Genomic DNA, 21,755 nt, shown 5'->3' on the forward strand with positions numbered 1-21,755 from the left:
CTTTAGATATTTACCAGCATCAGCAATTATTTTATACTACCGCCTTGCGCAATTTTACCAGTTGCTGCAACAACCCTTCCAGCAAGTCCAGCTTCAGCATATTGGCGCCATCACTTTTAGCCACCGCCGGATTGGGATGCGTTTCTATAAACAAACCATCAGCTCCGGAAGCAATAGCTGCTTTGGAAATAGTGCCAATCAATTGGGGATTGCCACCCGTAATACCCGAAGTTTGATTGGGCTGCTGCAAACTATGCGTACAATCCATCACCACCGGCGCACCATGCTCCTTCATCCAGGGAATATTGCGATAGTCCACCACCAGGTCCTGGTAGCCAAAACTATTGCCTCTTTCAGTTAAGATCACTTTGTTATTACCCGCATTGCGGATCTTTTCAGCCGCAAACTTCATAGAAGGGCCACTTACAAACTGGCCTTTTTTACATTCACGATCTTACCCGTTTCAGCAGCAGCCACCAGCAGGTCCGTCTGCCGGCACAGGAAAGCCGGGATCTGCAGAATGTCAATGTATTTGCCTGCCATGGCGGTTTCATCATGCGCATGTACATCCGAGGTAACGGGCAGGTTGTATTTTTCACCGGTTTTTCAGCAATTGAAGCGCCACCTCATCGCCCAGGCCCGTAAAAGAAGAGGCACTGGTGCGGTTGGCCTTCCGGTAACTGGATTTGAACACATAGGGAATGCCCAGGTTTTTGCAGATACCACTCACTTTATCAGCCACTTCCAGCAGCAACTCCTCACTTTCCACTACACAGGGGCCGGCTATCAGGAAGAAGTTGTTCTCATCGTACTGTTGATTGGCAAACAGGTCTTTAAGCATTTTTCCATGGGAGCAAAGATACTAAATCGGTAGCTACCGGTACAAATATGCGTACCAGTACCTGATAACCTGCGCGCTATGCATGTTGAACAGCCTCTGGACCATAATAAATTATAGCCTTATTATGGAATATCATGTATTAATCAGGTAGATAAGCAATAGTAAACCCGTAGATAAGCCGCCTTTATATAAGGACAGCTTATCTACGGCTTATATACAGCTTATTCTATAATATAGAACGAATAAGGTATGGTCAATCCAGGCCGCTTACCTGGTCCGTTGAGCGTACTTCAAATAAAATAATTTGCCAATATGCCAAGCTTTGTGTAACTTTTACACATTACTATTTACCTTATTTACTCATCAAAATTGGCTGCTGTATGAAAAATCTTGTACGCAAGACGTGTTATAGCGTCCTTCTCGCTTTACTATTTCTCACACCAACCATTTCCCCCGCCCAAAATCCCTGGAATGGGAAAGTGATCTTCCAGGGCTTCTGGTGGGATTACTGGAACAGCAATTATCCTGAAGGCTGGGCTAATTACCTGGCCGATCTGGCTCCGCGCCTGCGCGATATAGGCATTGATGGCGTGTGGATCCCTCCTTCAGTCAAAAATGCGGGTACCAATAGCAATGGCTACTCACCCTTTGATCAGTACGACCTGGGCGATAAATACCAGAAAGGCAACCTGAAAACAAGGCTGGGCAATAAAAATGAATTGCTGCGCATGATCGCCGTACTGCATGCCAATGGCATGGATGCCATCCAGGATATAGTATTCAATCACATGGACAATGCGGGTTCGGCTTCCGGGGCTGGCGGGCAGGACCCCTCGGCATCCGGCAACAATGATGGCAACCTCTACAAAAACTTTCGTTATGCTTCTTTTGCTACACCGATCAATACCGAATCATCTGCCGAATATTTAGCCCGCTCCGGCCGCTGGCCCAAGAACTGGCCCAACTTCCATTCTAATAGCAGCCACGTATGCAATAGCGGCGACATCTGCGGGGCTTTCTTTGGCCCTGATATCTGTTATTATGCCGGCGCTTACGGCCAAAGCTCCAATGCTACTTTTAATCCCACCCAAACTTCGGATTACATGCGCACCCAAACCCGCAATTGGTTTGTATGGATGAAAAAGCAAACAGGGGTGGATGGCTTTCGCTTTGATGCTGTCAAACATTTTGAGCCCTGGGCCATACAGGATTTTCTCTGGAATATTAAATACAATGCAGGCTGGGCCAATGGCGGCGCCAATATGTTTTCAGTAGGTGAATATGTGGGCAGCGCCTCCGACCTCGATACCTGGATCAATAACGTAAAGACCAGCAACGGCGGTTCGGAAGACCTGACCGGCACTTTTGATTTTAGTTTGCGCCAGGCCGTTAAAGATATGGTCAGTGGCGGCGGAGGTTACAACCTGGCCAATATTCCCGGTGCGCAGCAAACCAATCGCTACCGTACGGTTCCCTTTGTCAATAACCACGATACCTTCCGCCCCATTAAAGATTCTACGGGCAATTATACCGGATGGGATGCAGGCAATGAATTGGGCGGTGGACATATAGACCCCTTTGATGCCCGGCTGGCAGCGGCTTATGCTATTACTTTTGCCGTAGATGGATCACCACAGGTATTCTTTGAAGACCTGTTCAATGTTGGTAGCCTGGGCAAACGATATTCACACCAGCCTACCAGCACCACCAACCTACCGGTACGTGATGAAATAGCCAATATCATCTGGTGCCACCAGAAACTGAATTTCAAAAAGGCTCCTACAAAGTACGCTGGCAGGCATCCGATCTCCTGATCATAGAAAGGGGATATAAAAGCGGTCCGGAAAACAGTTATGCCATTGTAGGTATCAATGACAATTGGAATACCTGGCAAAACGCCACCATCCAAACCGACTTTGGCGCCAATGTACAATTGCATGATTATTCCGGCGCCAATACCAGCGATATCTGGACCGATGGCACCGGCAAGGCCACTATTTATGTACCACCATGCGATGGCAGCAATACCCGCCGTGGCTATTGTATATGGGGGCCTGCAGGCATTACCGGCAGCTTCAATCCCACCCAACGCAGTACTACGCAGGAATGGGAAATGGCCGATGACCTGGGCGATTCACATGCCAGCTCCCTGCAACAAGGAGGTGCCCTGCCTGCCAGCTCCACCACCCTGCGCACTGTAGGAAAGGTATTCGATGAGTCAGGCAAAACCATTACCGTTTACCTCTACCCCACCAATACAGCTCAAAACCTTACCGTCAATTTGTACAATAGCAGCAATACCATTGTGCAAACGGTGAGTGGCACGGGCAACCTCACCCTTACCTACACGCCCGGCTCTACCGGCCTGTACTCCGTAAAGGTCAAAACACATCGTCCGGCAATCCGGCGCAGAGCGTGTTTGTAAAGGTCAATTATACGGCGCCCAAAGTGGCCAATACCGCCTCTTACCCGGCCAGGGTAGCACAAACACCCGCAGCCGGTAAGCCGGAAGCCCCTACAGAAAAACAAGTTATTACCATTAAAAACTATCCCGATCCTTTTTCATCGTCGACCACCATTAGCTTTTACCTGCCGCAACAATCTTTGACAAATGCGCAATTATACAATTTGCAAGGGCAAATGGTAAAGCAGGTATTTAGCAAACAGCTGGCAGGTGGTCATCACCAGGTAACGATCCAAACGCCCGACCTGGCACCGGGTATTTTCATGCTGAAACTGACTTCAGGTAGCGAGACCAAATTGCACAGGATGCTGCTGAGCCGATAAGCGCAACACGAATTGCTTCGAAAACAAAAGTTGGGTCGCCCTCTAAGGGCGGCTCACCTTTATCTTGAAGAGGTTATCTTGAAGAGGTGACACCTTTCCGTTTCGACGCAAGCGAAAGGTGTCACCTCTATTTGTTAAAAGTGGCTCCCGCACTTCTACGGGACCGCGCTGCTATGCCGGGCTGCAGGGTGGCTCACCTTTATCTGTATCGTAAGCAAAAGGCTGGTCGCCCTCTAAGGGCTATTGTGTACCCACAAATAATAGCTTTGTGACTATGAATCAAAGCAATTATAATTACTTATTCGGGGATAAACGAATAGAGCGTCGCGGGGAACAATTACTAAGTTCTTTATTTCGAGCAGGTTATAGTAGTATTCAATCGATATCCAATAGTCGTGCAGAACAAAAAGGATATTATCGTTTTTTAAAGAATGATAAAGTACAAGAAGACCTGTTGATCAGGGAGATGGTAGAGCGTTGCGGTAAGGTAAGTGCTGGCAATGTAGTTTTATCGATACAGGATACCACCGAGATCAATCTATGTGATCATAGTGGACGGATCCTCTATGATGAGAGTCTTGGTCCGATCAACGATACGATAAGAGGGATAGGCTTTAAGTTACATCCGAGCCTGGTAATAGATGCCCGAACGAGCTATCCCTATGGGTACTCGGGTATTGAGGTGTGGTCCAGGGAGCATCAGAGACAGGAAGTGTCGCATTATGTTCAGCAGCGCATGAGTGTATCAGAAAAGGAGAGCCAGGTATGGGTGGATTCCAATGAACAGACTTACAAGAGCCTGTCGGCAGCCCAGGCAGTGATCATTATTCAGGACAGGGAGGGCGATTTTTATGAACAGTTTGCCATGGCTCCCCAGGATGGCAAGTTCTTTTTGCTGGTACGCAGCAACCATAACAGGCGGCTGGAACAGGGTGTAAAGCTTTGGGATCATATAGAGGGATTGCCCGTAGCGGGTCATTATAGGACAACCATCAGCTATCAGCATAAAGACAAAACCAGGAAAAAGAGGGAGGCTGACATAGCCGTAAAAATTGGCAAAGTAAAGTTAAAGAAGCCTCATAAGAAGGCAGCGTCCATGCCAGGGTCATCGGTACAGTTAACCGTAATAGAGGCGCGGGAGGTAAACACAGACTTTGAAGACCCGATATTATGGCGTCTATATACTACCTGGCCGGTAGAAGACTTTGAACAGGCCCATACGGTGATAGAATGGTACAGATGCAGGTGGTTTATCGAGGAGGTATTTAAAGTGCTAAAAAGGAATGTTTTAATATTGAAGGCAGTGAGCTGGAAAGTGGTTGGAGCATCCGCAAACTTACCCTCATGCTGCTGGACACGATCATTAAGTTGTTTCAGATGTCAATTGCCTACGGTATGGAGGAAGGGGATAGTCCTGATACGGGAACAATGTTTGAGGATGAGGAAGTAGCGTGTTTGGCAAATATCAATAAAAGGTACAGGGCAAAACAGAGAAACAATCAAATCCCTTTCAGCAGCAAAACTTAGCCTGGGCATTTTGGATATTAGCACGACTGGGGGATGGAAAGGATATGCATCCCAAAGAAAACCAGGGTTTAATACCCTGATAAATGGACTAACTAAGTTTTACACCATTTATCAGGGATATGCTTTACAAAAAAGATGTGGGTACACAATAGCCCTCTAAGGGCGGCTCACCTTTATCTTGAAGCGGAGACAGCTTTTCGACGAATAGAGGAGACACCTTTCGTCCACTTCGCAAGCGAAAGGTGTCTCCTCTTTCGTCCCAACGTGTATTCAATACTCAATGAAAGCGCTATTGACTGCTCACTGCCTAAGCTGCTGCCCATGCTCAGAGCAATCGGATGCGCCGCCGGCCACTATTTTATTGTTTCCATCGAAATTTTGCGTTTTTTTGCTCCCACTAAATTGCAACTCATACTATGATCCGCGAAAGAATACTTGTTATTGGCGCTTCAGGACAAATAGGCGTTGAATTAACGCTGGCTTTACGTAAGATGTATGGCAATGCCAATGTGATCGCATCGGACCTGCGGGAGGAAAATGACCTGCTGAAAGGAACCGGCCCTTATGTGAGCATTGATGTAATGAATAAAGAGATGCTGCACGTACAGGTGATCAGGCAAAGCATTACTCAGATCTACCTATTGGCGGCCATTCTTTCTGCCACGGGCGAAAAGAACCCCAACCTGGCCTGGAACCTCAATATGCAAGGGTTGCTGAATGTATTGGATATTGCCCGTGAAGAAAAGATCTATAAAGTGTATTGGCCCAGCAGTATTGCCGTATTTGGCCCTACTTCCCCCGCCAAAACTGTCCCCAACAAACCATCATCGAACCTGTTACCGTATATGGTATCAGCAAGTATGCCGGCGAGTTCTGGTGCAATTACTACCACCAGCGATTTGGGGTGGATGTAAGAAGTATCCGCTATCCGGGATTGATCAGCTACAAATCGGCCCCCGGCGGCGGTACAACCGATTATGCAGTGGAGATCTTCCACGAAGCCCTGGAAGAAAAAAATACACCTCCTTCCTGCAAGAAGATACTTACCTGCCCATGATGTATATGCCCGATGCTATTCGTGCTACTATTGAACTGATGGAAGCACCGGCAAGTAAAATATCCATCCGCCATTCCTATAACCTATCGGCTATGAGCTTTTCGCCCAAAGAGATAGGTGCGGAGATCAAAAAACATATTCCCGAATTTACCCTGGATTATAAGCCCGATTACCGTCAGGCCATTGCCGATAGCTGGCCACAAAGCATTGATGATTCCGTAGCCACCAAAGACTGGGGCTGGAAACCAGAATACAACCTCGAGCGTATGACAAAAGATATGCTGGAGAACCTGGAGATCGAATTGGGCGGCGTGAGCAAATAGAAACGAACTGAAAGAGGTGACACCTTTCGCTTGCTTCGAGAACGAAAGGTGTCACCTCTTTTTTAGATCAATCTTCAATTATTAAAGACTTATCCAGTTGAGGCCCCTCCTGACTATGAAACCTCGTAAACCCCTCTACTCCGCCAAACCAACCTAGCATGTCCTGCTTCTTAATACTCGTCGAAGCATTTGACAAATAGGCTTGATACGAAGACCATTTCCATATACGAAAATCACTGATAAGACCATGTTTGACAGGGTTATTGTGAATATAAAAACTAGCCTGGAATATTGGGCTTCATCTTCAACCAGCACTCTTTTAAAGGGTCTGTGAAACAGGTTGCCATTTCTATTCCACATTGTATTAAATGCCATACTGTAGGAAGTAAAAAAGCGTCGAAATTGTAGCTGAAGTAACTCATCGAATGAGGCATCCCTAAGTAATGTTTTTTGATGCCGGGTTAAATTTTCTGTACCATTGGTCAGCGTACTACTTATGAATTCATCTAAAGCTTTTACTCTGACAAATAGATGAAAATGATTGTCAAGCAGGCAATATGCATAAGTATCTGTAAAAGCCTCAAGATAGTATCGATACTGCTGTAAGAAATAAAGCCTGTTTTCTTCACCAAGGAACAAAGCCTCCTTATTATTGGTTCTATTGTAAAGGTGATAATAGGCACCAGGAACAATAGGTGGCAAGTAATCGTTTTTCATGGTATTGGTTTGGCTATAACAAAAATAGGTGACACCTTTCGAAAAGGTGTCACCTATTTTTGTTCAACTTTTCCTCACAACGGCCTGATCCAGATATTACGGAAGCTCACGGGATTGCCATGATCTTGTAATATGATCGGCTCTTTATCACCATGCTTTTCATAGTTGGCAATGCCAATGTACTGCGTACCGCCCCAAATGGTGGCATTGTTTTGCACCAACACACCATTATGAATAACTGTAATACGTGCCTGTGATTTTACTGAACCATCGGGATAAAATACAGGAGCAGTAAATATCACATCATAGGTTTGCCATTCGCCAGGACCGCGACTGGCATTCACCATCGGCGGCAATTGCTTATAGATACTGCCAGCCTGTCCATTGGAATAAGTTCTGTTGTTATAGGAATCCAATACCTGCAGTTCATATTTACCCATCAGGAAAATACCGCTATTGCCCCTGCCTTGTCCTTCGCCTTTTACTACTTCCGGTGTTCTCCATTCTATATGCAACTGGCAATCGCCAAAGCCCTGTGTAGTATGAATTTCACCGGCGCCTCCGGTTACTGTCATCGCGCCATTCTCTACTTTCCATTTGATGGGTCCGCCATTCTTGGCTTCCCAGGCGCTGGTATTGCTGCCATCAAATAATACAATGGCATCAGCGGGTGCATCGGCTGCTGTTTTTCCGGGTGCTACTACTTTTACTTCGGGCTCCCAATATTCTGATAGTTTAGGATCGCCACCTGCACGGTTCACTTTCTGGGCCTGAGTAAATGCCGCCATCGATACCAGGCAGGCAGTCATCAATAATCGTTGGGTCATGGTACAAATAATTTTAGGAATAGGAGATCAAGATAGGTAAAAATATCATCCGCGCAGCACGGTAAAACCAATGAAAGCACGGGTTTCAATAATTGTTACTTCAACACTGGTTACCTGGGCACGGGAGGGCCCTTGCCGGCACCAGGCTATCAGTTGATTAATGACCGTCGAGGGGCCCGAAGCCTGGATCAATACACTGCCATCGGGCTGGTTCTTAACAGTACCCGTAATACCCAGCTCCAAAGCCTTTTCTTTGGTGCTTTGGCGATAAAACACCCCCTGCACTTTGCCGGTAACAATAATGGAAACAGTTTGTAACATGCAAGAAAGGTACGAAGATGGAAGCAAGTATTCACGTAGCATCAAGGGTGGGTCGCCTTCTCAAGGCGGCTCACCCTACATGCTATTGATTAACCCATGCTCCCGCATTACCTTGTCTTCATCGCCCGTGATGTAAGCGAATATTTTTAACTGGTCCTCTTTGTTCTGCAAGAAATAGAGCACATCAAAATCAATGTCCAGTTCAGTATTGTCCTTGTTTTTATAAGTAGCCTTCCAATGGATCTTTACCATATAGTGCAGGTCGTCCAGCGGCGTTACCTCTTGCGATAGGATTTCCATCGAATAAGTGCCAATTTGACGGTAAAATTCCATCCCCTGCGGTATCTTTTTACGGAACTCCTGGTCATTGCTGCCTCCATGAATACCTGCCGGACCGGCCTCCACAAAGTAAGGCCCAAAAGCATTGGCAGTGGCTTCTACATCAGTTTCTCCTTTGAGCGCCTCATTGAAACGCTTTTCATACGCAGCGAAGAATTCATATATACTCTTTTCCATAGATCATATTTATACTATGGAATTAAATGTTCAAATTCTTTGCCAGAAGAAAGGGTGGCATAATATAGCTATTGGGGTAAATGTGGGTACAATTGGTAACAGGTAGGGAAATACATTATGCCATAGCTTCCGGCCAGTTTAGCCCATGAGGTAGCTGCGTATTGCTAAATTCAATATGTATCACCCGCCTGCGGGCCTGGTTGGTGGTGCGGCCCGAAGCGTGCAATAACAACGGGCGCATGATCATCATGCCGCCCTGAGGCACTTCACAAATAATTGCTGTTTCTTTGGACCAGTCGATGGTTTCAGGCCGGTAAATGCCCTTAGCATGAGAGCCGGGCACTACTTTCAAGGCGCCATTGTTTTTATCGGTATCATCGAGGTGAATACGAATGGTAAAGTTGCGTTCCAATATCGCTAAGGGTGGTTGCACTGCAAATTGATTTTGCTTCACCGTCCAGGGGCCAAAGCCCGGCAGCTCCACCTTTTTATCTACAGATATAGTGAGGTCCTGGTGATATGCTACAAACCAGTTGGATTGCTCCGGCTTATCAAAGTAAATAGATTTTACTATGAAATACCCCGCTCCAAACAAGGCCTGAAGCAGGTTCATTAACCGCTCTGTAAGTACAAGGGATTGCACAGCAGGCACCTCTTTCAGGAATTGCCGGATAGCAAAGAGATCATTGCTCTTTCGGAAGGTAGGATTAGAATGGTCAGCCTGGTTGATGGCTTCAATGATTAAGGCTATTTCAGTATGGCTGAACACATTGGGAACAACAGCGAAGCCTTCCTTATCTATTTGCAACCTGCATTGAGCTAAATCATTTATCATATTAAACGTACTAAACAAACGATCAGTCAAATATAGTGGCTTTGAACTTGCATTACATACATAACAAAAAAGCGTCCCGCTTTTGCGGAACGCTTTTCAAGTATATCTATTCGTAAAGATTAGACTATAATCCCATCTTCTTCTTCAGGTTCTGGTCAATGGCATCCAGGAACTCTTCGGTATACAGGAAGTGTTCTCCGTGTTTTACCTTATTGCCATGAACGCATACCGCCAGGTCCTTCGTCATCTTACCGCTTTCTACGGTTTCAATACAAACCGCTTCAATAGCATTACAGAAATCGATCAATTCCTGGTTGCCATCCAGCTTACCGCGGAAAGCCAATCCCCTTGTCCAGGCAAAAATAGAGGCAATGGGGTTGGTGCTGGTAGGCTTACCAGCCTGGTGATCGCGGTAGTGACGGGTAACCGTTCCGTGGGCAGCTTCCGCTTCCATCGTCTTCCCATCGGGGGTAACCAGTACAGAGGTCATCAGTCCGAGTGAACCAAAACCTTGTGCCACCGTATCACTTTGTACATCGCCATCATAGTTCTTACAAGCCCATACAAAATTACCATTCCATTTCAGGGCGCTGGCTACCATGTCATCAATCAGGCGGTGCTCATACACAATACCAGCAGCTTCAAACTGAGCTTTGAACTCATTTTGATAGATGTCTTCAAAAATATCCTTGAAACGACCATCATATTTCTTAAGGATCGTATTCTTGGTACTCAGGTACAAAGGCCATTTTTGGCAAGGGCCATATTAAAACAGCTGCGCGCAAAACCAATTATGCTTTCATCTGTATTGTACATGGTCATCGCTACGCCATCGCCTTTGAAGTTGTATACCTCAAAGGTTTGGGGTTCGCCCCCACCTTCGGGGGTAAAGGTCATAGTTAATTTACCCTTACCTTTGATAACGGTATCTGTAGCGCGATATTGGTCGCCAAAAGCATGACGGCCTACGATAATAGGGGCTGTCCAATTCGTAACCAGGCGGGGAATATTGTTGATCACGATGGGTTCGCGGAAAACTGTACCATCCAGGATATTACGGATAGTACCATTGGGGCTCTTCCACATTTGTTTCAGGCTGAATTCTTTTACACGGGCCTCATCAGGTGTAATGGTAGCGCACTTGATACCTACACCGTACTCCTTAATGGCATTGGCCGCATCGATGGTCACCTGGTCATTGGTCTGATCACGATACTCAACACCCAGGTCATAATATTTAATATCTACCTCTATATAGGGCAGGATCAGTTTATCTTTAATGAATTTCCAGATGATACGTGTCATTTCGTCACCATCCAGTTCCACAACAGGATTTGCTACTTTAATTTTTTTGCCATGTGCTGAATAATTTTAAGCTATGTTAAGGATTGCAAACCTACAGCAAATGCAGAACTTACACAAAGCGCTTTTATGGCCTGTTCAGGGGGCAGGCAGGTACCCGTTGGCCGTTCGAGTTTGTCCATTACGTATTTACACGTATTTTTCCAGGAAAAGGATGCAAGTAGACGCTAGTGCGTGTTTAGAATATATGATTAACTTTAACTTGCGCTTATGCTGAATGTGTTACACAAATATATCGGCCGTTTTATTACCCTCTCTCCCGAAGAACTGGAAGTCCTTGCCAAAACCATGGAAGTACGTTCCTATGACAAAAGGTGCGTTTAATAGAGCCCGGTCAAACCGAGGAATACCTCCATTTTATTAATAAAGGCCTGCTGCGCAAATTTTTCTATAAAGGCACCCAGGAGGTCATCACCCAACTGGCCAGGGAAGGAGAGCTTATCTGCTCTTCCGTTTCTTTCTTTTCTGGCCAGCCATCGGCCTATGCCGTAGAAACCATCGAACCCTCCATCCTGCTCTCCCTGCCCCAAAAAGAGCTCGAAGGCCTTTACAGCCGCTATCCCAGGATGGAATCGCTGGGTCGACTGCTCATTACCGACCTGTTCCTGCAAAAAGAATACTGGGAACTGGATAGGATCCGCTACGATACCAAAGAACGCTTCGTCAGGTTTGTGTTGGAGAATACCGACCTGTTTCGCCGTGTACCACAAAAATATCTTGCCTCTTATCTTAATATTAAACCCGAAACATTTAGTAGATTAAAGCATCATTTATCTAAAAGGATAGCAGAGACATCTGCCCCTCACTAACCCCACTGCATGAGAGAGAGAAAATTGGATATTAAAAGCTATTTGGAACATGTGTTTGCTTACCTCCAGCGATTCATGGAGCTAAGCCGGCACGAATTTGACCTCCTGTCACCCTTCCTTGAATTACGGGCCTTCGATAAAAAAGCCATCCTGCTTCCCCAAGGGCAGGTCGACGACTACCTCAATATTGTAATGAAAGGCATGGTCCGTAAATACATCATCACCAAACGGGGCGAAGCTACCTTGCAACTGGCCACAGAAGGCCATATTGTACAGTCCGAAATATCCTTCCATACCCGCAAGCCCTCCGACCTGATCCTGGAAACCCTGGAGTCGACCGTCCTGATCTCTATTAGCTATAATAATTTGCAGCTGGCCCTCAAAAAACGATCGCTGTAGAGCGTTTGGGGCGCGCCATGGTAACACAGATGTTTGTAAAAAGGATGTCCGTTATTATGAGCAGTTACAGATGACCACCCGCGAACGTTTTCTGGCTTATGTAACCAATCACCCCCATATGCTACAACGGGTACCACAGAAAATACTGGCCTCCTATCTCAACATCAAACCGGAAACTTTCAGCCGGCTAAAACATCTATTGCAAAAGAAATAAAGTCGGAAAGACGAAAGAGTCGGAAAAGTCCGGAAGACCGGAAGTTGGAAAAGTCGGGAAGAAAAATCAATTGTATTACTTACAGACTTTCGGACTTTACTGACTTCCGGACTACTCAGTATTGCTTCCCGACTTCCAGACTTTACTGACTTCCGGACTACTCAGTATTGCTTCCCGATTTCCAGACTTTACTGACTTCCGGACTACTCAGTATTGCATCCCGACTTCCAGACTTTACTGACTTCCGGACTATTTAGTTTTGCTTCCGGACTTTACTGACTTTCGGACTAAAATGACTTACGGTCTACAAGCCGGTTACTTTTACATCAGGCGGTACTACCCAATCTTTCTCCAACCGGTCGATGGCCACCGTATCGGGCATTTGCTGGTGTACATAATAGCGGTACTGTGAGCGGTACCAGGTACCGGGATTGATGGTAAAAGCGCCATCTACCACCGGCGAATACACCCAGTAAGGCATCGTAGGATGTACCCGTATGGGCTGCGGATACCGGAAATTAACGGGATGATCAAAAACAGTGGCGCCCGCTGCCTGCCCATTGATGAGGCCGGCAGCATCTACCCAGCGGGCATGCGTATGGTTGGCAGCCGAATCACGAATGCCTTCACTGGTAAGCACATTCCATTGTCCCTGGTAATTCTTTTTATCGTGGTCATTCCAATGCTTACTGCCCCGGAAACCCAATCCTCCATAATGGTACTTTTCCAGGAATAACGTATCCGTAGTCACATTACGCTCTTCAGATACCAGGTCGAATAAATAATAATCACTAAAAGGATACACCCTGATCACCCACATTTCCCGCAACACCTCGCCATGCAATAAACTCCGGTGACGCAACTTCACCCGCAATTCCGAAACAACCGGTCCTTCCTTGATCTTACTTACCTCTATATGTTCTACCGTCCCTTTTTTGGATTGCTGGTTCCAAAAGTCTACAAATTCTTTGCGGAAAGTAGTCCTGGTCCAGGCATTGAATATCGCATGTTGGTGCGTATGACCATCAGGAAAATCATCCGTTAATATTTGTCCACCCGGACTATACAAGGGATGAATAAAACCACTGCGGCGGTAATAAGCACTATCGCCGGCAGGCAATGCCTCCTGGGTATGATAAAAGAAGATCGGTTTGTTTTTAACACTTACCTGCAACCCGGCTTTTGTTTGAGTAATGGTCACTGCATTTTTAGGCGCTTTATTCCGGGCCAGTTTGGTTACCGTATAGTTGCTCCAGGAACCAGGCCCCAGGCTGTCCGGCAATATAAATACCATCGTTACGCTATCTATGAGTTGCCCGATGGCCTGTTTACCTGTCTTGGTATTTTTGAGGGTATATAAATTGCCGGCTGGTAATGCCTTGGGCAGGTTTACATATACCGGGGTTTGATACCGGGTATGTTTTCCGGCCTTCACTTCAAGGGTGAACGTTGACGGTTGGGCTAATAGTGATTGGCAAATTAGTAAGCTTACTATGCATAGTACCTGTATTCCTTTCATGCGCAGGGGGATATAACATAAATGTACTGAAAACCTACATGAGAAATGCCCCAGTATAACCATTTGAAAGGTTAAACTGTGGCATTTAACGGTTGGATTTTCTATAGGTGTTTTACAACTTAATATTCAATGCTACCATGAAATTGGTGCCGGCCATGGGGAAATAAAAGTTCTCCGTGATCAATGAGCCAGCCTGATAACTATACGTATACCCGTTGGAATTGTATTTCCGGTTCAGCATATTGTTCACTTGCCCAATCAGCGATATTTCTTTGGTAAAAACCTTCCTTAAACTATATATCACCCGCGCATCCTGTACAAAATAAGCTGCCAGGCTACGTTGTTTGTTGGAAGTATTGTCCAGGTACTGGCGGCCTACATATTTCTCCAGGAAAGTAACCTCCAGGTCCTTCACAGGAATGAAAGTCACATTACCGCCAGCTACCACATTGGGCGAAAAAGCAATATTGGTATTGCCATGGGGTACCGCTTTCTGACCGCCATTATCATAATCATCATAATACTCCGTAAAATCCTTAATACGGTTGCCACTGATGGTAAGATTACCCCCAGTTGCAACCACTGCGCCACGCGCACACCAGCTTGTAGCTCTATACCCAACCGGTAGCTCTTGTCCACATTGGTACGCGTATAGCCGCCCACATCATTGATCTTACCTGTTTGCACCAACTGGTTTTTATAGAGCATATAATAAATATTAGCGCCCAGGTTGTACCAATCACTCTTTTTAGAGAAGCCCAATTCAAAATCATGCAATCGTTCCGGCTTAGGTTGCTGCGTCAGCCCCGCCTCAAAATCATCGCGGTTAGGCTCTTTATTACCCTGTGCGTAGGACAAGTAAGCCAGGAAACCGCCATTGCCATAGGTAATCCCTGCTTTCGGATTGAAGAAGTCAAAAGTGTTGCGCACTTTCAGCGTGGGGTTCTTGCGGAAACCGCCAATATCATACAGTACACGCCGGTACTGCATATCTGCAAAGACTTCCCAATTGGGCGAGAACTTATGCTGGTATTTGGCATAAGCATTCACATCCGTTTTAAAAGCTTCCAGGTTGTACCACCGGTAATCGTTCGGAACACCACCCAGCTGCGTCCACATCACCTCTCCGTGATGATGGTTGTCAAACCTATTCCAGCCACCACCAACAGTAAACTGATCGGCTGTGTTTTTATACTGAACCGAAAATATCTGTCCATAATAATCATTCTCCAGCCATAGCTGCCGGATCAGGTCGGTCTTTGTATACGTATTGCCACCCACTTTATAATCGGGCAAGCCATAGGTCTTATACTTTTCCTGGGCCTTGAATTCCTCATAATAACCCTTCCCCTTGGTAAGGAAGAAGGCCGTATTCACCGTGAGTTTGGACGAGAATTCGTGATTGAAGAATAACTGGTAATGATCTTGTTGAAAATTGTCGGTCTGGTTAGCGTAGGTAAAATAATTGTACTTACGCGGATCGGAATTAAACAGGTTCACAGAATCCTGCTGTGTAAAGTACAATTGACCTACATTATTGTAATAATGCTTTAACAGGGAATCTTTATTGTAATTCACTTTGTATTCCGGCGCTCCATTCCAGGACTGGAATGTTTTTCCTTGCCAGAAATAATATTAAATCGAATGGATGATTTGGCTGCCAGGTAAGCGCCACTAAGATAAAAGGAACGCAGGTCACTGGCGCCGCGGTCTACAAACCCATCACTCCTGATCTTCGACAACCGGGCATCAATGGTAAAATGGTCACTGATCAGTCCACTACCCGCTTTGAGCGTATGCTTCCAGGTATTGAACGAACCATAACTGTTGTTGATCTCACCATAAGGAGTAGTATTCACTTCGTTGGTGCTAAGGTTGATCGTAGCACCAAAGGCGCCGGCGCCATTGGAAGAAGTACCTACCCCGCGCTGTATCTGTATATTGTTTACAGAAGAGGTGAAGTCGGGAAGGTCTACAAAATAACTGCCTTGCGATTCCGCATCATTATACGGGATGCCATTCAAAGTAACGTTGATACGCGTACCATCGGTACCTCGAATACGGATGCCGGTATATCCTACCCCATTGCCTGCATCGGAACTAACCACAGCCGAAGGTGTCTGATTAAGGATAAACGGGAGGTCTTGCCCTGTATTGATCTTTTCGATCTCTTTTTTGGACAGGTCGGTCTTGGCAAAAGGGGCTTTTTCACCGGCACGGATGGCCCGTACTTCTACCGGTTGCATAAACAGGTTCAGCCGGTTCAGCTTGATAGGTTGAATAATACTGCCCGGCGAAACCGTGGTTTCCGTGGTTTGGTACCCAATACTGGTCACCCGCAAGCGGTACTGTCCTTGTTTGATCTTCTTAAATACAAATTGCCCCGATTCATTGGTGGTAATGGTGGCAATATTCGATAATTCTACCGTGGCCAATGCTACGGGGCCTCCGGTGGATGCGTCGGTTACGTAGCCCGCAATCTGCTGAGCTGATAACCCATGGGAAATCAATAAGTAGCAAATCCCCAAAAGCATTTTTTTCATCTTCGTAAAGATTTTGAGTGAAAAAATGATTTAAGAGAAAATGCTGCGAAAGCGAAGTGTAGACAATAGAAGAGGACCTACCTTCCCTGCGCAGGCATTACCCTGGTCAGGTTCTACGGGTATAATCTCAGCCTTTTCCGCCCTGGTGAAAGGGTAATCGGAAAAAGCACCCCGGGAATCTGAAAAACCTCTTTGGCCAAAGAGGACGCAAAGATACAGGCAAAAAAACTTTTTAGAAGAATTGTAACATTCTCTCCTTGTAAACCGTCACAGTTTTGTGTAGCGCGTTGCGATTTCAAGCTGCTGCTGCAGATGCAACATTCAAAAATTGACTCAGTCTATTTCTAAAATGCTAATTATGAAAAAGATCGGAATACTCGGGATAAGCCTCCTTTTTCCCTGGCCCTCCTGGCCCAAAAGCAAGTGAATGATCCCCTGGCCCAGGTAAGAAACGTTTCAGGCTTTCATGCTATCAGAGTATCTACTGGTATCAAACTATATTTAAGCCAGGGTAAAGAAGCCGTAGCCGTCAGCGCCAACAAAGAAGAATTTCGCGATAAGATCATTACCAGGGTAGAAAATGGGGTATTGAAGATCTATTTTGAGGAAGAGACACTGAAGTTCTGGAAAAACCGTAACAACCGTAACAAAGAGGCCGTTGCCTACGTTTCCATCGAAAACATTGATGATCTGCATGTAAATGCGGGAGCCAGTGTAAGCGTAGAAGGTGAACTGAAAGGCAATAAACTGAACCTGGATGTTTCCAGTGGCGCCGTATTCAAAGGAGCAGTCAATTTCAGTACCCTCACGGTAGATCAAAGCAGCGGATCAGTGGTAAATATTTCCGGCACCGCCAGCACTTTAAAGGTAGATGGCTCCAGCGGCAGTATCTTTCATGGTTATGAGCTGGCGGTTAGCACCTGCGATGCAGATGTAAGCAGTGGTGCAGGTATACAGATCACCATGAACAAGGAAATGTCGGCCGAAGCTTCCAGCGGCGGTAATGTTTCTTATAAAGGCAATGGCGTTATCCGCAATGTAAAAACCAGCAGCGGTGGTAGCGTATCGAAAAAGGGCTAACTTGTAGCCCTCTATAAATACCAACAAAGCACAACATGAAAAAGATAGGTTTGTTTTTACTGATGATCCTGCCGGTTGCCATAATGGCGCAAAAGCAAGTGATCAATGATGAGAATGCACAACCCCGGAGTATAGGCAGCTTTCATGCTATCAAAGTCACCAATGCTATCGACCTCTACCTGTCCCAATCCGATGAAGAAGCGCTGGCTGTAAGTGCCGCCAGACCCGAATTCAGGGACCGCATTAAAACCGTGGTGGAAGATGGTGTATTAAGGATCTACTATGACGAGGATATGAGGTGGTGGAAAGGCAATAAGAAATTGAAAGTATATGTGTCATTCAAAACACTCGACAAACTGACTGCCTCCGGCGCCAGTGATGTGGTTGTAACCGGCACCATTAAGGCCAATGAACTGGTTATTTCAATGGGAGGTGCCAGTGATTTCAAAGGAGCCGTGGAAGCCAATGTACTGGATATTCGCCTTAGTGGCGCCTCTGATGCCGTAGTGCAGGGTAAGGTTACCACCTTGAAGATTGATGCCAATGGCGCCAGTGACTTTAAAGGCTTTGACCTGCTGACCGATAATTGCGATGCCGAAGCCAGTGGCGCTTCCGATATCAAGGTTACCGTCAACAAAGAATTAAACGCCCGCGCTTCCGGCGCCAGCGGTGTATACTATAAAGGCGATGGCGTAATCCGTGATCTAAGAACCAGTGGCGCCAGTAGTGTGTCCAGACGAGGCTAAGTTTTTCTTTTCAATTTTCACATATATTAGGGTACATAAGCGTTGGGTTTTCACCTAACGCTTTTTATGGCAACTTAAAGTGACTATATAAAACTTTAGCAAAGGCAGAATACTCTTCATCTGTTTGAATATATTTTCGCATTTCAGCGAGCGCATCCACGTCACCTTTCGAGGCATTAATTGCAACTATTGCCATTCTTCTTACTATTTTACTCCTATGAAGCACCAATTCGGGTCGATTTAGGCCTAATAAATTTTCTGTAGTTTCCCCTCTAGCGCCTTTACCAATGTGTACCTCCGAGTAGCTAAAAATTAAGATATTATAAAAGTTTACTTTTTGGGCTTATCAAAAATGTAAACGTATGGAACAAAAGCAATCAAGTGGCTTATCGAAGGAGCAAAAAATGTTCGCGTTGATAGCTGAACATGAAGCCAGTTCGATGACAGTAAAAGATTTTTGTGAGTTGTATGATCTTTCACCTGGTACATATCACTACTGGCAGAAGAAATATCACGCCCGGTTGGAAGATAAGCCGATGGAGAATCAAAGTAGTTTCACTTTGCTAACAGTGACAGGGCAGCAAGAGGTTTCCATTTCCCAGGATCTCTTTGCGGAATACCGGGGCATCCGTTTTTACCGGGAGCCATCTGTGAGTTTTTTAAAAGCTTTAATCAGTTAACTTATGTTACAGATCAACAACGGCACCCATTACTGGTTGTATCATAAGTGGGCGGATGTAAGGAAGAGTTTTGACGGTTTGAGCGGGCTTGTTACCAACGAACTGGGAATGGAAATTCAGACGGGTGATGTATTTATCTTTTGAACAAACGGCAAACGCACCTGAAGGCGTTAGAATGGGAAGGGGATGGTTTTAGCTTATACTATAAGCGATTAGAGGAAGGTACCTTTGAGTTACCGGCAGGTATTATGGAAGGCACTCACAGTAGTATTACGGCTAAACAATTAAGTATGATCTTACAGGGCGTTTCTTTGAAGAAAGCGTTTTTCGAAAGCGGTACATCGGTACGATGTAATCCTTATGGATCATGGGTTGAATATATTTGACGTTGCCATCGAAAAATGGCAACGTTTTTTATTTTAAGAAAAACAGGCCGGGTTATCCACATTTTTGGTGCTGTTTTTAAAATCATTTTTGAATGCGGGTTTATCCACGCATCGGCTGTATAACTTTCGGTTATACGATATAGCTTAAATGCATAGCCGGGCTATCTTTGTATAATGTCAGCAGCAGCAGAAAATATAGATTACAAAGCGCTCTATGAGCAACTGCTTCCAATGCTGCAACTACAGCAACAAAATAATGGACAATTACCACAAAACAACCAGGAGCTATTACAAAGCAATAAAGAATTACGCGATCAGGTAACGCAGCTTCAATATCAATTGTATCAACTAACGAAGTTACTGGGTGGTTTTAAGACTGAGAAGTTTGTTCCTTCCCCTTTACAGCAACAGCAGGAATTAGGCCTTTCCTTTGAGCAGGGGTATAAAGCAACCAACCTTGCTGATGTTCAAAAGATAAGTTACGTAAAGCAAAAACAGGTTCAACGGGAAAACGGGTTAGCCAATGCCTTTCCGGATCATCTACGGGTGGAAGAGACCGTGATAGAGCCTCCGGAAGATGTGAGCGGATGCGAGAAGGTGGGAGAAGAAGTAAAGGAACAGCTTGGCTGGAAGCCGGGAGAAATATTTCTCCAACGTACTATTATCCCTCAGTATAAATGCTCTGTAGCAGAACGGCCTGATCAGCATCGTATAGTGCAGGCGCATCTTCCAGAGCAAGCCTTGTCTAAGAGCATTGCCACGCCGGAGTTGTTAGCACAGATCATTATAGATAAGTTTATAGATCATAAACCGCTGAATCGTCAGTTGGACTGCTTCAAGAGAAGTAATGTCACCATTGCTTATTCAACCATTACCGATTGGGTACGGCAGGTTGCGAACGTGGTAGCGCCACTGGGCCATCTGCACCTGCATGAGATGTACCAATATGATTATTGGCATGGTGATGAAACAACCATACAGGTTCTGGACAGGAATAAGAAGAAAGATACCCACCAGGGGTATTACTGGACGTACTTAACGCATAACGGGCAACTGATCTACTTTGATTATCATCGGGGGAGGGATACATTGGCAGCCAAACATATCTTACAACATTTTAAGGGTCACTTGCAGGTAGATGGTTATGATGTCTATGAAGAGTTGGACATCAAAGGAATACATGTGTTCTTTTGTATGGCCCATGCCCGTCGTCATTTTTATGAGGCGAAAGGCAATGATAAAGTTCGGGCAGAATATGCTTTGACCGAGATAGCGAAGCTTTATAAGATCGAGGAGCAATGTAGAGAAGAGCAGCTCAACCCGGACCAGATCAAAGTGCGGCGGACAGAACAATCTGTGCCTATTTTAAAAGAACTGGGAGAGTGGATGAAGCAGGAGTATGTAAAGCTAAAACCGAAAAGCCCTATAGCACAGGCTATAGCTTACAGCATCAAACGCTGGGACGGCTTAAGTCTCTATGCCTCTACTAATCATTTGCATATTGATAATAATCCCATAGAGCGCTGTATGAAAAACCTGGCTGTCGGACGCAAAAACTACCTGTTCTGTGGCTCGCATGAAGCGGCCAAAAGAGCAGGCCTCTTATACTCGCTGCTGGTTACCTGCAAACTTAATACCGTAAACCCTTATGAGTGGCTCCGCGAAGTGCTTAGTCATAACATCAACGAGATGACTACCGCGCAACTCAGGAAACTCTTACCCCACCAGTGGAAAAAAACACAAGCCATCACTAAGGCTTAAAGCAAAATTAGGCAACTAAACAATACGATTTTTTAGGCTACTCGGAGACACACTTACCAATGACATTGGCTGTTCCTGTCGCAGTATCATACTCGAATAGAAGAAAATTTTCAGGAATCTCTTTTACTGGATTAACAAGTGGCCCATTTTCTTTTTTAAAGGAAATTTAATTCCTTTATAGCGTTTCCCATTACATACTTCACATCCCAATAATAAATTATCCCAACTAAAACAATATTGAGGGTACTTCGCTTTAGGCTTAAAATGTTCGATATGTCCATAACTAACGTGCATCAAGTAGCTTTCGCAATACGCGCATTTATTAGCAAACATCTTTTTAACGCGACCTTGACCTCGAGATTATTGTATTTATTTTCTATTCTTCGTAAACTCTCCTTATTTTTCTAGTAGGAGTTAACCGAAACGCTTTCAAAGCTTTAAAATAATCGATAACCCACTTTTTTTTATTATTAAGAAGAATAGTTGGCTCTTTTATTCTCTTAAC

At 45.3% G+C, this 21,755-nt stretch carries 23 protein-coding genes, 4 pseudogenes and 1 riboswitch; of the genes and pseudogenes, 15 read left to right on the top strand and 12 right to left on the bottom strand.

The window, feature by feature from the left end:
* Nucleotides 1-31: 31 nt before the first annotated feature.
* Nucleotides 32-543, bottom strand: a pseudogene (kdsA, locus tag RS881_RS52780) (3-deoxy-8-phosphooctulonate synthase).
* A 52-nt stretch (nt 544-595) separates the two neighbouring features.
* Complete coding sequence (locus RS881_RS52790; protein WP_315818155.1) at nt 596-841, bottom strand: hypothetical protein; 246 nt, start codon at nt 839-841, stop codon at nt 596-598.
* A gap of 380 nt (nt 842-1,221) precedes the next feature.
* Here RS881_RS52790 and RS881_RS52795 point away from each other — a divergent pair, with 380 nt between their 5' ends.
* The 7 genes and pseudogenes from RS881_RS52795 (at nt 1,222) to RS881_RS52825 (ending at nt 6,535) form a co-directional block, all read left to right on the top strand.
* A complete protein-coding gene (locus tag RS881_RS52795; protein WP_315818156.1) occupies nt 1,222-2,655 on the top strand; it encodes an alpha-amylase family glycosyl hydrolase in 1,434 nt (477 codons plus the stop codon).
* Nucleotides 2,589-3,266 carry an alpha-amylase domain-containing protein gene (locus RS881_RS52800; RefSeq protein WP_315818157.1) on the top strand — a complete coding sequence of 226 codons (678 nt, stop codon included), beginning with the start codon at nt 2,589-2,591 and terminating at the stop codon, nt 3,264-3,266. The genes RS881_RS52795 and RS881_RS52800 overlap by 67 nt, the downstream gene beginning before the upstream one ends.
* Entirely contained in the window at nt 3,257-3,628 is a 372-nt protein-coding gene (locus RS881_RS52805) for a T9SS type A sorting domain-containing protein (protein ID WP_315818158.1), read from the top strand. Before RS881_RS52800 ends, RS881_RS52805 begins: the two co-directional genes overlap by 10 nt.
* A 274-nt stretch (nt 3,629-3,902) precedes the next feature.
* A complete protein-coding gene (locus tag RS881_RS52810) occupies nt 3,903-5,078 on the top strand; it encodes an IS4 family transposase (protein WP_315824910.1) in 1,176 nt (391 codons plus the stop codon).
* A gap of 568 nt (nt 5,079-5,646) precedes the next feature.
* A pseudogene (locus RS881_RS52815) lies at nt 5,647-6,044 on the top strand (NAD-dependent epimerase/dehydratase family protein); the annotation flags it as partial.
* Between the two features lie 15 nt (nt 6,045-6,059).
* Nucleotides 6,060-6,212 carry a hypothetical protein gene (locus RS881_RS52820; RefSeq protein ID WP_315825044.1) on the top strand — a complete coding sequence of 51 codons (153 nt, stop codon included), beginning with the start codon at nt 6,060-6,062 and terminating at the stop codon, nt 6,210-6,212.
* Complete coding sequence (locus RS881_RS52825; protein ID WP_315818159.1) at nt 6,209-6,535, top strand: Rossmann-fold NAD(P)-binding domain-containing protein; 327 nt, start codon at nt 6,209-6,211, stop codon at nt 6,533-6,535. Before RS881_RS52820 ends, RS881_RS52825 begins: the two co-directional genes overlap by 4 nt.
* Nucleotides 6,536-6,688: 153 nt before the next feature.
* Here the strand turns inward: RS881_RS52825 and RS881_RS52830 are convergent, their stop codons facing one another.
* The 6 genes and pseudogenes from RS881_RS52830 to RS881_RS52855 form a co-directional block, all read right to left on the bottom strand.
* Complete coding sequence (locus RS881_RS52830) at nt 6,689-7,252, bottom strand: hypothetical protein (RefSeq protein ID WP_315818160.1); 564 nt, start codon at nt 7,250-7,252, stop codon at nt 6,689-6,691.
* Nucleotides 7,253-7,326: 74 nt separating this feature from the next.
* The gene (locus RS881_RS52835) at nt 7,327-8,079 is read right to left on the bottom strand and encodes a 3-keto-disaccharide hydrolase (RefSeq protein ID WP_315818161.1); all 753 of its coding nucleotides are present in this window, start codon (nt 8,077-8,079) and stop codon (nt 7,327-7,329) included.
* A gap of 45 nt (nt 8,080-8,124) precedes the next feature.
* Entirely contained in the window at nt 8,125-8,400 is a 276-nt protein-coding gene (locus RS881_RS52840; RefSeq protein WP_315818162.1) for an acylphosphatase, read from the bottom strand.
* A gap of 75 nt (nt 8,401-8,475) precedes the next feature.
* Nucleotides 8,476-8,916, bottom strand: coding sequence for a DUF6841 family protein (locus tag RS881_RS52845; RefSeq protein ID WP_315818163.1), 441 nt, complete (start codon nt 8,914-8,916; stop codon nt 8,476-8,478).
* A 115-nt stretch (nt 8,917-9,031) separates the two neighbouring features.
* Nucleotides 9,032-9,751, bottom strand: a complete 720-nt coding sequence (locus RS881_RS52850) for a phytanoyl-CoA dioxygenase family protein (RefSeq protein ID WP_315818164.1) — start codon at nt 9,749-9,751, stop codon at nt 9,032-9,034.
* A 124-nt stretch (nt 9,752-9,875) separates the two neighbouring features.
* A pseudogene (locus tag RS881_RS52855) lies at nt 9,876-11,056 on the bottom strand (isocitrate dehydrogenase (NADP(+))).
* 371 nt (nt 11,057-11,427) lie between these two features.
* On the opposite strand from RS881_RS52855, the gene RS881_RS52860 reads away from it, so the two are divergent.
* From RS881_RS52860 to RS881_RS52870, 3 genes are all read left to right on the top strand, one after another.
* On the top strand, nt 11,428-11,922 hold the full coding sequence (locus tag RS881_RS52860; RefSeq protein WP_315818165.1) for a Crp/Fnr family transcriptional regulator: 495 nt from the start codon (nt 11,428-11,430) through the stop codon (nt 11,920-11,922).
* A 9-nt stretch (nt 11,923-11,931) separates the two neighbouring features.
* Nucleotides 11,932-12,321 carry a Crp/Fnr family transcriptional regulator gene (locus tag RS881_RS52865; RefSeq protein ID WP_315818166.1) on the top strand — a complete coding sequence of 130 codons (390 nt, stop codon included), beginning with the start codon at nt 11,932-11,934 and terminating at the stop codon, nt 12,319-12,321.
* A 70-nt stretch (nt 12,322-12,391) separates the two neighbouring features.
* Complete coding sequence (locus RS881_RS52870; RefSeq protein WP_315818167.1) at nt 12,392-12,535, top strand: hypothetical protein; 144 nt, start codon at nt 12,392-12,394, stop codon at nt 12,533-12,535.
* 304 nt (nt 12,536-12,839) lie between these two features.
* Here RS881_RS52870 and RS881_RS52875 read toward each other — a convergent pair whose 3' ends face one another.
* The 4 genes from RS881_RS52875 to RS881_RS52890 all read right to left on the bottom strand — a co-directional run bounded on the left by RS881_RS52875 (nt 12,840) and on the right by RS881_RS52890 (nt 16,582).
* Nucleotides 12,840-13,970 carry a DUF6807 domain-containing protein gene (locus tag RS881_RS52875; RefSeq protein ID WP_315818168.1) on the bottom strand — a complete coding sequence of 377 codons (1,131 nt, stop codon included), beginning with the start codon at nt 13,968-13,970 and terminating at the stop codon, nt 12,840-12,842.
* A 196-nt stretch (nt 13,971-14,166) separates the two neighbouring features.
* The gene (locus tag RS881_RS52880; protein WP_350340044.1) at nt 14,167-14,502 is read right to left on the bottom strand and encodes a hypothetical protein; all 336 of its coding nucleotides are present in this window, start codon (nt 14,500-14,502) and stop codon (nt 14,167-14,169) included.
* Complete coding sequence (locus RS881_RS52885; protein ID WP_315818169.1) at nt 14,496-15,632, bottom strand: TonB-dependent receptor; 1,137 nt, start codon at nt 15,630-15,632, stop codon at nt 14,496-14,498. Before RS881_RS52885 ends, RS881_RS52880 begins: the two co-directional genes overlap by 7 nt.
* Nucleotides 15,629-16,582 carry a carboxypeptidase regulatory-like domain-containing protein gene (locus RS881_RS52890; protein ID WP_315818170.1) on the bottom strand — a complete coding sequence of 318 codons (954 nt, stop codon included), beginning with the start codon at nt 16,580-16,582 and terminating at the stop codon, nt 15,629-15,631. Before RS881_RS52890 ends, RS881_RS52885 begins: the two co-directional genes overlap by 4 nt.
* An 80-nt stretch (nt 16,583-16,662) precedes the next feature.
* Nucleotides 16,663-16,781, bottom strand: a riboswitch (TPP riboswitch).
* Between the two features lie 239 nt (nt 16,782-17,020).
* Here RS881_RS52890 and RS881_RS52895 point away from each other — a divergent pair.
* The 5 genes and pseudogenes from RS881_RS52895 (at nt 17,021) to tnpC (ending at nt 21,250) form a co-directional block, all read left to right on the top strand.
* Nucleotides 17,021-17,677: a head GIN domain-containing protein gene (locus RS881_RS52895; RefSeq protein WP_315818171.1), complete on the top strand. Its 657-nt coding sequence runs from the start codon at nt 17,021-17,023 to the stop codon at nt 17,675-17,677.
* Between the two features lie 35 nt (nt 17,678-17,712).
* On the top strand, nt 17,713-18,423 hold the full coding sequence (locus tag RS881_RS52900) for a head GIN domain-containing protein (RefSeq protein WP_315818172.1): 711 nt from the start codon (nt 17,713-17,715) through the stop codon (nt 18,421-18,423).
* 362 nt (nt 18,424-18,785) lie between these two features.
* The gene (tnpA, locus tag RS881_RS52905; RefSeq protein WP_315814461.1) at nt 18,786-19,103 is read left to right on the top strand and encodes an IS66 family insertion sequence element accessory protein TnpA; all 318 of its coding nucleotides are present in this window, start codon (nt 18,786-18,788) and stop codon (nt 19,101-19,103) included.
* Nucleotides 19,104-19,106: 3 nt separating this feature from the next.
* Nucleotides 19,107-19,489 (top strand): annotated as a pseudogene (gene tnpB / locus RS881_RS61180) (IS66 family insertion sequence element accessory protein TnpB).
* 174 nt (nt 19,490-19,663) lie between these two features.
* Complete coding sequence (gene tnpC, locus RS881_RS52915) at nt 19,664-21,250, top strand: IS66 family transposase (RefSeq protein WP_315818173.1); 1,587 nt, start codon at nt 19,664-19,666, stop codon at nt 21,248-21,250.
* Nucleotides 21,251-21,755: the final 505 nt, after the last annotated feature.

Source organism: Paraflavitalea speifideaquila (assembly GCF_032395985.1).
GTDB classification, from domain to species: domain Bacteria; phylum Bacteroidota; class Bacteroidia; order Chitinophagales; family Chitinophagaceae; genus Paraflavitalea; species Paraflavitalea speifideaquila.